The organism is Protaetiibacter larvae (genome assembly GCF_008365275.1).
Lineage (GTDB): Bacteria > Actinomycetota > Actinomycetes > Actinomycetales > Microbacteriaceae > Homoserinibacter > Homoserinibacter larvae.
The window spans coordinates 260445-274566 of the sequence record NZ_CP043504.1; the positions used below are offsets into that span (position 1 = coordinate 260445).

Consider the following 14122-nt stretch of genomic DNA (forward strand, 5'->3'; position numbering starts at 1 on the left):
TTACCGGGGTGCGGGGTGCTGGTCTGTCGACACCCCTACCCGAAGTCCCCCTCTCGCAACTCAGGATCTTCTGCCGGAAACGGGGGCGCAGCCGCCCGGATCTGCTGCGGCTCCTGAGTTGCGGAATCTGACGGGGGCGGCGACGACGCGACGGGCAGGCTCACCGCCGCGAGCTGCTCCGCGAACAGGCGCGCGTACTCGCCGTCGAGGGCGAGCAGCTGCCCGTGCGTGCCCGACTCGACGATGCGGCCCGCCTTCACCACGTGGATGACATCGGCATCCACCACGGTCGACAGCCGGTGCGCGATCGCGATCGTGGTGCGACCCCGGGATGCCTCGTCGAGGGCCGACTGCACGATGCGCTCCGACACGGTGTCGAGCGCGCTCGTCGCCTCGTCGAGGATGAGCACCGCGGGATCCTTGAGCAGCACCCGGGCGATGGCCACCCGCTGCTTCTCGCCGCCCGAGAGCCGGTAGCCGCGCTCCCCCACGATGGTGTCGTAGCCGTCGGGGAACGACGCGATCGTGTCGTGGATGTTGGCGGAGCGCGCCGCCGCCTCGAGCTCGCCGTCGGTGGCGTCGGGCTTCGCGTACCGCAGGTTCTCGGCGATCGTCGCGTGGAAGAGGTAGGTCTCCTGGCTCACGACCCCGACGTGGTCGACGAGGGATGCGTGCCGCAGCGCCCGCACATCGTCTCCCGCGAACAGGACCGCGCCCTCGCTCGCCTCGTACAGTCGCGGCACGAGATACGACACGGTCGTCTTGCCGGCCCCCGAGGGTCCGACGAAGGCCACGTACTGCCCGGGCTCGATCCGGAACGACACCTGCTGCAGGGTGCCCGGCGCATCGGGGGCGGCGTCCGGATAGCGGAAGGTCACCTCGCGGAACTCGACCGCCCCCACCCGAGACGCGTCGACCTCCCGCGCGTCGGGGGCGTCGGTGATCGCGGGCACGAGGTCGAGGTATTCGAAGATGCGCGCGAACAGCGCCCGCGAGGTCTGCAGGTCGAGCGCCACCCGCAGCAGGCCCATGAGGGGGAACATGAGCCGTGCCTGCACGGTCGTGAAGGCCACGATCGTGCCGGCGGTCACCGGGATCTCTTGCAGGATCAGCCACGCGGCCACGAGGTACACGACCGCGGGAACCACCGACATGAACACCCCGACCACGGCGAAGAACCACTGGCCGCTCATCTGCTGCCGCACCTGCAGGGCGATCTGCCGGTCGTTCTCGGCGGCGTAGCGCCCGATCTCGGCGGGCTGGCGGTTGAAGGTCTTGGCGAGCAGGATGCCCGACACGGAGAGGGTCTCCTGGGTGATCGCCGTCATCTCCGACAACGACTCCTGCGTCTGCGTGGCGATGCGCGCGCGCACCTGCCCCACCCGCCGCTGGGCCAGGATGAGCGCCGGCAGCAGCACGACCGCCACGACCGTGAGCTGCCAGCTGAGCAGCAGCATCGCCACGAGAGCGCCCACCACCGTCACGGTGTTGCCCACGACGCTCGAGACGGTGTTGTTGAGCACGCTCGCCACGCCGCCCACGTCGTTCTGCAGCCGCGACTGGATGACGCCCGTCTTGGTGCGCGTGAAGAATCCGAGCTCCATCGCCTGCAGGTGGCTGAACAGCCGCACCCGCAGCACGCCCATCACCGAGTTGCCGACCTTCGCCGTGAGGTAGGTCTGCCAGACGCCGAGCGCCGCCGACACGAGCCACAACGCGACCATCCCGCCCACGAGCCACAGCAGCACCGGCACGTCCGGGACGCCGGACGGCGGGAACAGGCCCTCGTCGAAGGCGCGCTGGGTGAGCAGCGGCGGCAGCACCCCGAGGCCCGCCGAGACCAGCACGAGCACGATGGTGATGGTGAGCGGCACCCGGAACGGCGCGAACAGTTCGCCGATGCGCCGCAGCAGGTTCGGGATGCGGGGCGCCGTGGCGTTCTCGGCCCGCTGCACCTCGGCATCCCGGTTGCCGACCCCGCGGCCGCCCCCACCGCCGCGGCCGCCGCCCATCCCCATGCTCATGCTGCGAGCCTATGCCTGGCGGTTCATGGCGCGGCTGGAGCTACGACCCCGCAGCGGGAGGCGTTTCTCCCGCCAGAAGGTCGCGGCTCCAGCCGCGCCATGGTCAGCCCTTTGTGGAGCCGGCGAGCAGGCCGCGCACGAAGTAGCGCTGCAGCGAGAAGAACACGATGAGCGGGATCACGAGCGAGACGAACGCACCCGCCGTCAGGCGATGCCATTCCTGCCCGCGCGATCCGACGAGCTCCGCCAATCGTTGCGTCAGCGGGGCCACATCCTGGGTGCCGCCGGAGAAGATGAGCGCCACCAGCAGGTCGTTCCACACCCAGAGGAACTGGAAGATCGCCACCGAGGCGATCGCCGGCACCGCGAGCGGCAGCACGATCCGGAAGAAGATCTGCCCGTGGCTCGCGCCGTCCACCCGAGCCGCCTCGATCACCTCGTTCGGGATCTCGGAGATGAAGTTGTGCAGCAGGAAGATCGCGAGCGGCAGCCCGAAGATCGTGTGCGCGATCCACACCGGCAGGTAGTTCTGCTCGGGGATGATCGGGATGATGTCGTGCAGCCACTGCTGGCCCGGCTTGAGCCAGGTGGAGAAGAACTGCAGCAGCGGCACGAGGGCCATCTGCAGCGGCACGATCTGCAGCGCGAACACGACGATGAACAGCACGCCGACGCCCTTGAAGCGCATCCACGCGAAGGCGTAGGCGGCCATCGAGGCGAAGGTGAGCGGGAAGATCGTCGCCGGGATCGCGATCGCGAGCGAGTTGACGAAGTACGCGCCCAGCTGCGGCGAGGACTGCGACGGCGAGAGCAGCACGTCCTTGTAGTTGTCGAGCGTGAAGCCGGGGTTCTGGAAGATCGTCCACCAGCCGGTGTCCTGGATGAGCTCGGCCGGCCGGAACGACGACACGAAGATCCCGAAGGTGGGGATCGTCCACACGAGCGCGATGACGAGCGCCGCGACCGTCGCACCGCGCGAGGTGAGCCGCCTCTTCACCCGGTGGGTCTTCGGCTCGGCGACCTCGGCGCCGGCCACCTCGGGAGGCACGACCTCGGCGCTCATCGGATCTCCCTCTGCTTGCGGAGCACGTTGACGTTGTAGATGACGATCGGAGTGACGAGCACGAACAGGATCACCGCGAGCGCCGAACCGCGCCCGATCTCGGATGCCCGGAACGCCTGCGTGTACATCTCGTTGGCGATGACGCTCGTGTTGAAGTTGCCCTGCGTCATGGTGCGTACGATGTCGAACACCTTGAGGGTGGCGATCGAGATGGTCGTCAGCACGACCACGAGTGCCCCGCGGATGCCGGGGATGGTCACGTTGCGGAAGCGCTGCCAGGCGTTGGTGCCGTCCAGTTCCGCCGCCTCGATCTGCTCGGTCGGGATGCCCTTGATCGCGGCGCTCAGGATCACCATGGCGAATCCGGTCTGGATCCAGATCATGACGACGATGAGCAGGATGGTGTTGATGGGGTCGGTCTGCAGCCACTGCACCGGCTCGCCCCCGAACGCCACCCCGATCGCGTTGAGCAGGCCGATCTGCTCGCGCCCCGCGGAGCGGTACTCGTAGACGAACTTCCAGATGATGCCGGCGCCCACGAACGAGATCGCCATGGGCATGAACACGAGAGCCTTGAAGACGCGCTCGCCGCGCGAGCGGTCGATGAACACCGCGTAGGCGAGACCGAGCACGGTCGAGAGGGTGGGCACGAGCAGCACCCAGATGATCGTGTTGATGAGGGTGCGCACGGCGGCCGGCTGGGTGAAGGCCCAGACGAAGTTGTCCCAGCTGAACACGCCCTGCTTGTCGAGGAAGGCGAGGCCCGTGGTGCGGATGGCGGGGTAGATGAGCCCGATCGCCAGCAGGATCATGGCGGGGGCGAGGAAGCCCACGAGCTGCCAGTAGTCGCGGCCCCTCTTGGGCGCCTTGTCGATGAAGAAGATCAGCAGCCCGACGATCGCGGCGAAGACCACGAGCCCCATGACGATTTGCAGGATCTTCCCGAGCAGGTCGGCGGTGGTCATCGAGCGTCTGCCTTTCGTCGGTGAAAGCGGCGGTGTCTCGAGGGGCGGAGGCCGGCGCGCGGCCCCCGCCCCTCGATCATGCGACCAAGGTCGCCTCGAGCGCTACTAGCTGCTCGGCCAGCTCGCCTCGATGGCGTCGACGGTGTCCTGCGTGGACTGACCGCCGACCCAGGCGACGATGCCCTTCCAGAACGAGTCCGCGCCGACCGCGCCGGGCATCAGATCCGACCCGTCGAAGCGGAAGGTGGTGTCGCCCTGCAGGATCTCGATGGACTGCTTGAGCAGCTCGCTCGAGGCGTTGTCGGGGTCGACGCCCTTGTTGGCGCTGATGACGCCGCCGAGCCCGACCCGGATGTTGGCCCAGGTGTCGCTCGAGAGGTAGGCGCGCACCGCCTCCACCTCGGGTGCGTCACGGAACGCCACCGGGAACTCGCCGCCACCGGTCACCGCCTGCGGGTCGCCCTCGTTCTCCGGCGGCAGCAGGAAGGCGTACACCGTTCCATCCGATCCGACCGTGTTCGAGGTGCCGCCGTCCGGGTTCCAGAACGTCTCGTAGAACGAGGCCTGGTGGTGCAGCGAGCATTCGCCGTCGAGGATCGGCAGACCCGCCGTCTGGAACGCCTCGCTGATCTGGGTGGAGACGTCGCCGAATCCGCCGTTGACCATGTCGGGGTTCTTCAGGTAGTCGCCGACGGCGTCGAAGGCCTCGACGATCGCGGGATCGTTGAACGGGATCTCGTGGGTCACCCACTGGTCGTAGACCTCCGGTCCCGACAGGCGCAGCACGTAGTCCTCCACCCAGTCGGTTCCGGGCCAGCCGGTCGCCTCACCGGATTCGAGACCCACGCACCACGGCTGGTGGTCGCCCTCCGCCGCGATCTTCTCCGAGAGCTCCGTCAGCTCGTCGAGCGTCTTCGGGATCTCGTAGCCCTTGTCGGCGAACTCGCTCGGCGAGTACCAGATGTAGCCCTTGATGGACGCCATGAGCGGCGCCGCGTACACGGTGCCGTCGACGCTGCCGTAGGCCTTCCAGGCCGGGTCCCACCACTGGTCGATGTTGGCCACCACGGCGTCGGATGCCGGGATCAGCCAGCCGCCCGCCTGGAGCCGCTGCAGCAGACCCGGCTGCGGCACGATGCCGATGTCGGGGGCGTTGCCGCCGTCGGCGAGCACGGCGATCTGCGCCTCGAACTCGCTCGTGCCCTGGTAGCTGATGTCGATCCCCGTGCAGGCGGCGAAGTCCTTCCAGGACTCCACCAGGCGGTCCGCCTCCAGGTCGAGGATCGTGCCCGAGATCGTGACGCTCGCGCCGTCGAAGGTGCCGTACTGCTCGTAGGGTCCGCAGTCGCCGGTCTCGCCGTCGTCTGCGATGTCGCCGGTACATCCGGCGAGGGCGAGGGCCGCGATCCCCACCGCAGCCACGCCGGCGATCAACCGGCGATTCACTCGTGAACGCATGGTTCCTCCTCTTTGAGTAAGCCGATACTGATTTCCACGCTAGGCGCGGGGATGAGGAGGGGCAACAGCGGTGTCCCCCATTCAGGTCACGATTCGGACTCGCCTGGGGGATCGCGGCAGGGATGCGGAAGGGCGCCGCCCCCGTGGGGTGCGGCGCCCTTCGTGCTGGTGCGTGAGGTCCTTACTTGAGGACGACGGTCGCGCCGGCCTCCTCGAGCTGAGCCTTGGCCTTCTCGGCGGCCTCCTTGTTGACGCCCTCGAGGACGGTGCTCGGGGCACCGTCGACGACGGCCTTGGCCTCGCCGAGGCCGAGGCTCGTGAGCGCGCGGACCTCCTTGATGACCTGGATCTTCTTGTCGCCGGCGGCCTCGAGGACGACGTCGAACGAGTCCTTCTCCTCGACCTCCGAGGCCTCGCCGCCGGCGCCACCGGCGGCGGGGGCGGCCGCGACGGCGACCGGAGCGGCGGCGGTGACCTCGAAGGTCTCCTCGAACTTCTTGACGAACTCGGACAGCTCGATGAGCGAAAGCTCCTTGAACGCCTCGAGCAGCTCGTCGGTGCTGAGCTTGGCCATGTGATTCTCCTTAGCTGTGGGGCTCGCGCCCCGGGGTTGTGACTCCGACGGGGATCCGCCGGACATGTCTGGGTACGAGCGTCAGCTCGCGGATTCCTGCTTCTCGCGCAGTGCGTCGACCGTACGGACGGCCTTCGACAGCGGCGCGTTGAACAGGTAGGCAGCTCCGAACAGCGAGGCCTTGAAGGCACCGGCCAGCTTGGCCAGCAGCACCTCACGGCTCTCGAGATCGGCGAGCTTGCCCACCTCGGCGGCGGTCAGAGGGGCACCGTCGAAGTACCCGCCCTTGACCACGAGCAGAGGATTTGCCTTGGCGAAGTCACGCAGAGCCTTCGCGACGGTGACGGTGTCACCGTGCACGAACGCGATCGCCGAAGGGCCCTCGAGGAGGTCGTCGAGACCCTCCACACCGGCTTCCTTCGCGGCGATCTTGGTCAGCGTGTTCTTCACCACGGCGTAGCTCGCGTTCTCACGGATGTTGCCGCGCAGCTGCTTGAGCTGGGCAACGGTGAGACCGCGGTACTCGGTGAGCACGATCGCGTTCGAACTGCGGAAGTTCTCCGTCAGCTCGGCGACCGTGGTTTCCTTGTTCGCCATGGCGCTCCTTGTCGTTGTGGATGTCACGCCGAAGGATGCTGCCCCATGAAAAAAGCTCCGGCGCATGCGCACGGAGCAGATCCGGCCGGAGATCCCGACTCGGTTACTTCACACGCCTGCGCGGGCCCTCTCACGAGGCTTCGTCCACGGCCCGCAAGCGGGCACGCGGAGACCAGCGGTCTTCGGCATGCCCAGGCTATCACACCTCGGGCGGTGCGAACTCCGACGGCGGCGACACCTCGCCTGCACCGTGCAGGGATGCCGGCGCCTCCGTCGGATGTCGCGCGGCGCGCACGCGCGGAAGCAGGGCGAGCGCCACGACGATGATCGCGAGCAGCACGACGACGGTCGCGATCGCGAAGCCGAGCCCCGCGTTCGGGTCCGCCGCCGCGGCCTCGGGCACCGCCTCGGGCGCCACGAGCGCGAGCCTCGCCACCTCGGTCGGAGCCGTCACCCCCGACCGCCCGGTGACGAGCGGCGTGGCCACCTCGGCGACGACGGCGAACCACGCCTCGGCGGCTCGATCGTGCACGAGACGGGCATCATCCGGGACCGCCGCGAGCGCGGCGGCCGCCGCCGCGTCGGCCGTGAACTCGGCGAGCTCGGGTGCGTCGCCCTCGGGGTTGATCCACACGATCGCCACCCCGACCGGCTCCTCGCCGAGCGACACCGGCACCGCCCACTCGTTCAGCATCCGCGTGGGGTCGCCCTCGAGCTCGCCCGCGAGGCGCGCATCCGTCCAGGTGAAGATCCTCGAGATCGGTCCGGGCGTCGTCGTCTCGTCGAACGGGATGCCGCTGCCGTCCGCCGCGGTGCCGTAGACGTCGTCGAGGCTCGCCGCGAGCCCGCCCTGCGTGACGTACTCGCGCACATCGGCCGGCACCGAGCCGACACTCGCGGCCGCGGGCGCGGCGGCCAGCATGGTGAGGGCGGCAAGAGCCAGGGGAACGAACGCTCGGGCGGCGGATCGCATGGCGCTCAGTCTGGCAGGTGGCTCGCGTCTGCGGCATCCGGGCGGCGGAGCGGCAGCCGCACCACGAAACGGGTGTCGCCCGGCACGCTGAACACCTCGATCCGGCCGCCATGCGCCTCCACGACGGCCGCGACGATCGCGAGCCCCAGGCCTGTGCTTCCGGTGGCGCGCGAACGGGAGGCGTCGCCGCGGGCGAAGCGCTCGAACAGACGCGGGCGCAGCTCCTCCGGGATGCCGGGACCGTCATCGGCGAAGGTGAGGGTCGCCTCGTCCGCATCGGAGGCGAGGGTCACCGTCACGACGGTGCCCGCCGGCGTGTGCCGGTGGGCGTTGCCGAGCAGGTTCACGACGAGCTGGTGGATGCGTGCGGCGTCGGCCTCGATCGTGAGCGGCGGATCCGGTGCCACCACCTCCCACTCGTGGTCGGGGGCCGCCGCGTAGGCGTCGCCGACGGCATCCGTCACAAGGCGCACGAGCTCCACCTCGCCGAACACGAGCCCCTGCCCCTCGTCGAGCCGGGCGAGCTCGAGCAGCTCCTCGACGAGCGCCGTCATGCGGATCGACTCCGACTCGATGCGGTCGAGCGAGCGGATGGCGTCGGCGGGCAGCTCGTCGTCGATGCGGCGGGTGAGCTCGGCGTAGCCGCGGATGGAGGCGAGCGGCGTGCGCAGCTCGTGGCTCGCATCCGCCACGAAGCGCCGCACCTTCTCCTCCGAGGCCTGGCGGGCCACGAGGGCGTGCTCGACGTGCCCCAGCAGCCGGTTGAGCGCGGCACCGACCTGCCCGACCTCGGTGCGCGGGTCCGCCTCGGCATCCGGGACCCGCTCCGGGATCGTCGCGTCGCCCGACGCCAGCTGCAACTCGGTGACGCGCGTCGCGGTCTCGGTGACCCGGCCGAGCGGCCGGAGCGCGACCCGCACGATCGCCACGGCACCCGCGGCCGCGATCACGAGCGCGCCGGCCGTCACGAGGGCGAAGACGAGCGCGAGGTCGCGAGTGGTGCCGTCCACGTCGTCCATCGAGAGGGCCACCGCGAGAACCGAGCCGTCGGCGGTGCTCTCCAGCACCACGCGGTAGGCGCCCAGCCGCGGGATGTCGATCGTCGCGGGCTGCCGGGAGCGGGTCGAGAACAGCCGCTCCAGCTGCGCTGCCGTGAGCTCGGTCGCATCCCCTGAGCTCGTCGTGACGATGCCGCGCGCGTTCTGGCCGGGCACGGCGACCCCCACCACGAGACCCGTGCGCAGCAGATCCGAGCCGCCCGGCAGTTGCGCGCCGCTGCCGGGACCCACCCATGAGCGCATGACGTCCTGCACCTGGCCGTCGAGCCGCTCGAGCAGGTTCTGACGCAGCGCGATCACGCTCACGGTGCCGATCAGGATGCCGAGGAGCGCCACGAGCGCCACCACGCCCAGCGCGAGGCGCCGACGTATCGACCAGGGCGCACCTCGCGTCATGCGGCCGGCTTGATGAGATAGCCCACCCCGCGCACGGTGTGGATGAGCGGCGGGCCGTCGGCCTCGATCTTCTTGCGCAGGTAGGAGATGTAGAGCTCCACGATGCTCGAGCGGCCCTCGAAGTCGTAGCTCCAGACGCGGTCGAGGATCTGCAGCTTGCTGACCACGCGGCGCGGGTTCCGCATGAGATAGCGCAGCAGCTCGAACTCCTTCGCGGTGAGCTCGATCGCACGGCCCGCGCGGGTCACCTCATAGCTCTCCTCGTCGAGGGTCAGATCCCCCACCCGCAGCACGGGGTCGGTGTAGCCGGAGACGGCGTGCCCGCTGCGACGCAGCAGGGCGCGCAGCCGTGCGACGACCTCCTCGAGGCTGAACGGTTTCGTGACATAGTCGTCGCCGCCCGCGGTGAGACCCACGATGCGATCGGCGACGGCATCCTTCGCGGTGAGGAAGAGCACCGCCACATCGTTGCCGCTCGCGCGCAGCCGCCCCAGCACCTCGAGACCGTCGAGGCCGGGCATCATGATGTCGAGCACGACCACGTCGGGGGCGAAGCTGCGCGCCTTGGCGAGGGCGGAGGCCCCGTCGGTGGCCGTCTCCACCTGCCATCCCTCGTAGCGCAGCGCGAGCTGGATGAGCTCGACGAGCGCGGGCTCGTCGTCGACGACGAGCGCACGCACGGGCGAGCCGTCGGGGCGCGTGAGAAGCGGTGCGGTTGCGGGGGTGCTCACGGTGTCGATTCTCGCCGCGGGGCTGAATGTTTCCTATGCGGCGTCTTGGAGATTCCGATGCCCGTGGGCTCGAGACGCGTCCCTGCGCGTCGCTCCTCGAAATCAGCGGCGCCGTCGCACCCGTAGGCGACAATGTCCAGGTGCACCCCACCCTCGCGCTCTTCGACACCCCGCCGGTGCCGTACCGCGATCGGGTGGTCGCCGACGCCTCCGATCGGGTGTCGTGGCTGCGCGAGCGCTCCCGCGGGGTGACCGCCACGGACGTCGCCCGCCTCTCCGGCGAGAAGGCCATCCGCGCCGTCGCCACCGACAAGCTGCTCGGCTCGAGCTTCTCCGGCAACGCCTACACGCGCCACGGCACCGAGCGCGAGCCCGAGATCGGCCGGTGGGTGGCGCGCCACCACGCGGGGATGAGCGGCAACACGGCCCTCTTCCACGCCGACGGCAACCGAGCGCACCTCGCGACACCCGACGGCATCCGGGAGCGCGGTGGCGCGCTCGAGCTGTGCGAGATCAAGACCACCCGCAGCGCCTGGCGCACGATCCCCCGGCACTACCTGCGGCAGGTGTGGTGGCAGCAGTACGTGCTGGGCGCCGAACGCACCCTCGTGGTGTGGGAGCAGCACGACGACTTCGTGCCGGTCAGCGGGGTGCCCGAGACCCGCTGGGTGGAGCGTGACGACGACGAGATCCACCGCCTGGTGCGGCTCGCCGACCAGCTGCTCGACGCGATGCACCGCTGAGCCGGACCGGGCATCCGGTGAAGTTAGCAGCACGGTGACATCCGCGAAACATCGGTGACTCATGTCCCGCGTTGAATATGTTTCGAGGCGGAAGGGCCAGAGAACATGACCACGATGCGGGCCGTGACCTTCGCGGAGCCGGGCGGACCGGAAGTCCTCGAGACCACGACGGCAGCCGTTCCCACCCGGGTGAATGCGGAGCTGCTCATCCGGGTGATCGCCGCGGGCGTCAACCCGATCGACGCGAAGACCCGCGCCGGGAAGGGCGCCTGGCCGGGCGTCACGGCGACGCCCGTGGTGCTCGGCAACGACTTCTCGGGGGTCGTCGTCGAGGCGCCCTACGAGTCGTTCCCCCTGCAGCCGGGCACCGAGGTGTACGGCATGGGCATGGTGCCGCGGATGAGCGGCGCCTACGCGGAATACCTCACGGTGAGCGCGCTGAGCGTGGCGCGCAAGCCGCCGTCGCTCTCGCACGTGGAGGCGGCCGCGGTGCCGCTCGCCGGGCTCACGGCGTGGGGCATGGTCGTCGAGACCGCGAAGGCGCACGAGGGGCAGCGGATGCTGATCCACGCGGGCGCCGGCGGGGTGGGGCATTTCGCGGTGCAGTTCGCGGCCTACTTCGGGGCGCACGTGATCGCCACCGGGTCCGCCCGCAACGCGGCGTTCCTGCGGGAGCTCGGCGCATCGGAGGTGCTCGACTACACGGAGCGCGCCTTCGACGAGGCCGTGGACGCGGTCGACACGGTCATCGACCTGGTGGGCAATGTGGGTGGCGACACCGGCTCGCGCTCGCTGCGCGTGCTGCGCCCCGGCGGACTGTACGTGAACGGCCCCACGGGTTCGTTCCCGACGATGGCGGCCGAGGCGGACGCGCTCGGGGTGCGGGCGACCGGCTACCGGGTGGCGCCGGATGCAGCGACCCTCGCCATCATCACGCGCCTCATCGAGTCGGGCGATGTGCGGGTGTACGTGGACCGGGTGCTGCCCCTGGAGGAGGCAGCCGAGGCCCACACCCTCATCGAGTCGGGCCACACCCGCGGCAAGATCGTCCTCACCGTCGCCGAAGGCTGAGGTCGCGGGACATCTCGGCGGCACGGGAGGCACCCGCGTGCCGGTGTCGACCTCTCGTCGCGGGCGTCTCGCGCCGTCAGAGCGGGCGCTCGAACACGAAGTCGTCCTCGTAGCGGTCGCCCACGAGGAAACGCTTGGTGCCGACGCGCGCGAACCCATGCTTGCCGTAGAAGCGCTGGGCGCGCTCGTTCAGCTGGTTGACCCCCAGCCAGACGCCCGCGACCCCGCGCTCGCGCGCCGCGTCGAGGACCGCACCCATCAGCGCGCTCGCGGCCCCCGCGCCGTGGTGGTCGGGATGCACGTAGCACTTGCTCAGCTCGACCGTGGGGCGGATGCGGACCGCGGCGGCGACGTCGGCATCCGCCGGCTCCCCCGCGACGAGCATCGCGTAGCCGACGAGCTGTCCGTCGACCTCGGCGAGCAGCACATCCCTCGCGGCATCGGCGAGATAGTCCGCGAACCTCGCCTCGCTGAGGTTCGCGGCGAGGAATGCGGCTATCGACTCCGCGGTCACGTGCGGCGGGCAGGCGAGCGGAAAGGTGAGGGCCGCGAGGGCGGCGAGCGGGGCGGCATCCGTCCCGTCCGCCGCTCGCACCCGCACACCCTCACCCTATTCCGCGAGCGCTGCCCGAACCGGCGCCGGGGGTGCGGGGTCAGCCGACGGGGGCGAGCCGGTGCTCCAGCACCTGCAGGAACGCGCCGATCCAGGGACCGTTGTCGGGCCAGGCGCGGCCGGTGACCAGGTTGCCGTCGACGACCGCGCCGCCGTTCTCGAAGAAGCCGCCCGCCGTCTCCACGTCGACCGCGAGCGCCGGGTAGGCGGAGGAGGTGCGTCCCTTCAGGGTGCCCGCCGCGGCGAGCAGCAGCGGGCCGTGGCAGAGGGCGGCGACCGGCGCATCCGCCTCCATGAAGTGCCGCACGATGCGCTTGGCGTCCTCGTCGTTGCGGATGTACTCGGGCGCCCGGCCACCGGGGACGACGAGCGCGACGTAGTCGGAGGGGTCGACGTCGCGGAAGGCGATGTCGGCATCCCAGGTGTGGCCGAGCTTCTCGGTGTAGGTGTCGAAGCCGTCGACGAAGTCATGCACCACGAACTGCAGCTTCTTCTTCTCGGGCGCCGCGATGTGCACCTCGTAGCCCGCCTCCTGCAGGCGCTGGTAGGGGTAGAAGACCTCGAGGGTCTCCGCAGCGTCACCGGTCAGGATGATGATCTTGGCCATGGGCCGACCTCCTCGTCGGGGATGGCGCCGGATGCGCCGATCCGTCGAGTCGATCATCCGCCCGCGTCGGGCAAAGCGAAAGGGCCCGCACGCGGCGGGCCCTTTCGGAGATGATCTGTGCTTACAAGGAAGCCACGTCGAGCGGCACGCCGGGACCGAAGGTGGTCGAGAGCGACCCCTTCTGGATGTAGCGGCCCTTCGACGAGGACGGCTTGGCACGCTGGATCTCGTCGAGCGCGGCCTTGAAGTTCTCGTTCAGCTGGTCGGCGGTGAAGCCGGCCTTGCCGATGACGAAGTGCACGTTGGCGTGCTTGTCGACACGGAACTCGATCTTGCCGCCCTTGATGTCGGAGACGGCCTTGGCCACATCCGGCGTCACGGTGCCGGTCTTGGGGTTCGGCATGAGGCCGCGGGGGCCGAGCACCTTGCCCAGACGACCGACCTGACCCATGAGCTCGGGCGTCGAGACGGCCGAGTCGAAGGCGGTGTAGCCGCCGGCGACCTTCTCGATGAGCTCGGCGCCGCCGACCTCGTCCGCGCCGGCGGCGATCGCGGCCTCGGCCGCGGGGCCGGTGGCGAACACGATGACGCGGGCGGTCTTGCCGGTGCCGTGGGGCAGGATGACGGTGCCGCGCACCATCTGGTCGGCCTTACGGGGGTCGACGCCGAGCTTCAGCGCGACCTCGACGGTGGAGTCGAACTTCTTCGACCCGGTCTCCTTGACGACGGCGACAGCCTCGCCGGGACCGTAGAACTTGCCGGCCTCGATCTTCTCAGCGGCGGCGCGGTAGGCCTTGGACTTCTGAGCCATGATTACGCCTCCACCGTGATCCCCATCGACCGGGCGGTGCCGGCGATGATCTTCTCTGCAGCCTCGATGTCGTTCGCGTTGAGGTCGACCTGCTTGAGCTCGGCGATCTCGCGGACCTGCGCACGGCTGAGCTTCGCGACCTTGACGGTGTGCGGGGTCGACGACCCCTTCTGCACGCCGGCGGCCTTCTTGATGAGCTCGGCGGCGGGCGGGGTCTTGAGGATGAACGTGAACGAGCGGTCCTCGTACACGGTGATCTCGACCGGGATGACGTTGCCGCGCTGAGCCTCGGTGGCCGCGTTGTACGCCTTGCAGAACTCCATGATGTTCACGCCGTGCTGACCCAGGGCCGGGCCGATGGGCGGGGCCGGGTTGGCGAGACCAGCCTTGATCTGGAGCTTGATCAGGCCGGTCACCTTCTTCTTCGGTGCCATGTTC

The 14122-nt window shown here is 69.9% G+C and carries 15 protein-coding genes; 2 read left to right on the forward strand and 13 right to left on the reverse strand.

Annotation, left to right across the window (positions count from 1 at the left end; all coding sequences use genetic code 11):
- Nucleotides 1-35: 35 nt before the first annotated feature.
- The 9 genes from FLP23_RS01135 to FLP23_RS01175 form a co-directional block, all read right to left on the reverse strand.
- Nucleotides 36-2024, reverse strand: a complete 1989-nt coding sequence (locus FLP23_RS01135; RefSeq protein ID WP_425468270.1) for an ABC transporter ATP-binding protein — start codon at nt 2022-2024, stop codon at nt 36-38.
- A gap of 103 nt (nt 2025-2127) precedes the next feature.
- Nucleotides 2128-3087: a carbohydrate ABC transporter permease gene (locus FLP23_RS01140; RefSeq protein ID WP_149324177.1), complete on the reverse strand. Its 960-nt coding sequence runs from the start codon at nt 3085-3087 to the stop codon at nt 2128-2130.
- Nucleotides 3084-4052 (reverse strand): carbohydrate ABC transporter permease, encoded by a 969-nt coding sequence (locus tag FLP23_RS01145; protein WP_149324178.1) that lies wholly within the window; start codon nt 4050-4052, stop codon nt 3084-3086. The genes FLP23_RS01140 and FLP23_RS01145 overlap by 4 nt, the downstream gene beginning before the upstream one ends.
- Nucleotides 4053-4157: 105 nt before the next feature.
- The gene (locus tag FLP23_RS01150; RefSeq protein WP_149324179.1) at nt 4158-5510 is read right to left on the reverse strand and encodes an ABC transporter substrate-binding protein; all 1353 of its coding nucleotides are present in this window, start codon (nt 5508-5510) and stop codon (nt 4158-4160) included.
- Between the two features lie 181 nt (nt 5511-5691).
- Nucleotides 5692-6084: a 50S ribosomal protein L7/L12 gene (gene rplL / locus FLP23_RS01155; RefSeq protein ID WP_149324180.1), complete on the reverse strand. Its 393-nt coding sequence runs from the start codon at nt 6082-6084 to the stop codon at nt 5692-5694.
- A gap of 81 nt (nt 6085-6165) precedes the next feature.
- On the reverse strand, nt 6166-6681 hold the full coding sequence (gene rplJ, locus FLP23_RS01160) for a 50S ribosomal protein L10 (RefSeq protein ID WP_149324181.1): 516 nt from the start codon (nt 6679-6681) through the stop codon (nt 6166-6168).
- Nucleotides 6682-6880: 199 nt separating this feature from the next.
- Nucleotides 6881-7654, reverse strand: coding sequence for a hypothetical protein (locus tag FLP23_RS01165; RefSeq protein WP_149324182.1), 774 nt, complete (start codon nt 7652-7654; stop codon nt 6881-6883).
- A 5-nt stretch (nt 7655-7659) separates the two neighbouring features.
- Complete coding sequence (locus FLP23_RS01170) at nt 7660-9108, reverse strand: sensor histidine kinase (RefSeq protein WP_149324183.1); 1449 nt, start codon at nt 9106-9108, stop codon at nt 7660-7662.
- The gene (locus FLP23_RS01175; protein WP_149324184.1) at nt 9105-9839 is read right to left on the reverse strand and encodes a response regulator transcription factor; all 735 of its coding nucleotides are present in this window, start codon (nt 9837-9839) and stop codon (nt 9105-9107) included. The genes FLP23_RS01170 and FLP23_RS01175 overlap by 4 nt, the downstream gene beginning before the upstream one ends.
- Nucleotides 9840-9979: 140 nt before the next feature.
- Between FLP23_RS01175 and FLP23_RS01180 the strand changes: the two genes are divergently transcribed.
- Nucleotides 9980-10582 (forward strand): YqaJ viral recombinase family protein, encoded by a 603-nt coding sequence (locus FLP23_RS01180; protein WP_246140014.1) that lies wholly within the window; start codon nt 9980-9982, stop codon nt 10580-10582.
- Nucleotides 10583-10687: 105 nt separating this feature from the next.
- Complete coding sequence (locus FLP23_RS01185; protein ID WP_425468271.1) at nt 10688-11653, forward strand: NADP-dependent oxidoreductase; 966 nt, start codon at nt 10688-10690, stop codon at nt 11651-11653.
- A gap of 76 nt (nt 11654-11729) precedes the next feature.
- Here FLP23_RS01185 and FLP23_RS01190 read toward each other — a convergent pair whose 3' ends face one another.
- From FLP23_RS01190 to rplK, 4 genes are all read right to left on the reverse strand, one after another.
- Complete coding sequence (locus tag FLP23_RS01190; protein WP_149324186.1) at nt 11730-12254, reverse strand: GNAT family N-acetyltransferase; 525 nt, start codon at nt 12252-12254, stop codon at nt 11730-11732.
- Between the two features lie 52 nt (nt 12255-12306).
- Nucleotides 12307-12873: a DJ-1/PfpI family protein gene (locus FLP23_RS01195; RefSeq protein ID WP_149324187.1), complete on the reverse strand. Its 567-nt coding sequence runs from the start codon at nt 12871-12873 to the stop codon at nt 12307-12309.
- A 121-nt stretch (nt 12874-12994) separates the two neighbouring features.
- Complete coding sequence (gene rplA / locus FLP23_RS01200; RefSeq protein WP_149324188.1) at nt 12995-13684, reverse strand: 50S ribosomal protein L1; 690 nt, start codon at nt 13682-13684, stop codon at nt 12995-12997.
- Nucleotides 13685-13686: 2 nt separating this feature from the next.
- A complete protein-coding gene (gene rplK / locus FLP23_RS01205) occupies nt 13687-14118 on the reverse strand; it encodes a 50S ribosomal protein L11 (RefSeq protein ID WP_149324189.1) in 432 nt (143 codons plus the stop codon).
- Nucleotides 14119-14122 lie beyond the last annotated feature (4 nt).

Excerpts from the sequence above, each read along its gene's own strand:
- FLP23_RS01135 (WP_425468270.1), bottom strand. The coding sequence starts at position 2,024 with ATGAGCATGGGGATGGGCGGCGGCCGCGGCGGTGGGGGCGGCCGCGGG.
- FLP23_RS01140 (WP_149324177.1), bottom strand. The coding sequence starts at position 3,087 with ATGAGCGCCGAGGTCGTGCCTCCCGAGGTGGCCGGCGCCGAGGTCGCC.
- FLP23_RS01145 (WP_149324178.1), bottom strand. The coding sequence starts at position 4,052 with ATGACCACCGCCGACCTGCTCGGGAAGATCCTGCAAATCGTCATGGGG.
- FLP23_RS01150 (WP_149324179.1), bottom strand. The coding sequence starts at position 5,510 with ATGCGTTCACGAGTGAATCGCCGGTTGATCGCCGGCGTGGCTGCGGTG.
- rplL (WP_149324180.1), bottom strand. The coding sequence starts at position 6,084 with ATGGCCAAGCTCAGCACCGACGAGCTGCTCGAGGCGTTCAAGGAGCTT.
- rplJ (WP_149324181.1), bottom strand. The coding sequence starts at position 6,681 with ATGGCGAACAAGGAAACCACGGTCGCCGAGCTGACGGAGAACTTCCGC.
- FLP23_RS01165 (WP_149324182.1), bottom strand. The coding sequence starts at position 7,654 with ATGCGATCCGCCGCCCGAGCGTTCGTTCCCCTGGCTCTTGCCGCCCTC.
- FLP23_RS01170 (WP_149324183.1), bottom strand. The coding sequence starts at position 9,108 with ATGACGCGAGGTGCGCCCTGGTCGATACGTCGGCGCCTCGCGCTGGGC.
- FLP23_RS01185 (WP_425468271.1), top strand. The coding sequence starts at position 10,688 with ATGACCACGATGCGGGCCGTGACCTTCGCGGAGCCGGGCGGACCGGAA.
- FLP23_RS01195 (WP_149324187.1), bottom strand. The coding sequence starts at position 12,873 with ATGGCCAAGATCATCATCCTGACCGGTGACGCTGCGGAGACCCTCGAG.
- rplA (WP_149324188.1), bottom strand. The coding sequence starts at position 13,684 with ATGGCTCAGAAGTCCAAGGCCTACCGCGCCGCCGCTGAGAAGATCGAG.
- rplK (WP_149324189.1), bottom strand. The coding sequence starts at position 14,118 with ATGGCACCGAAGAAGAAGGTGACCGGCCTGATCAAGCTCCAGATCAAG.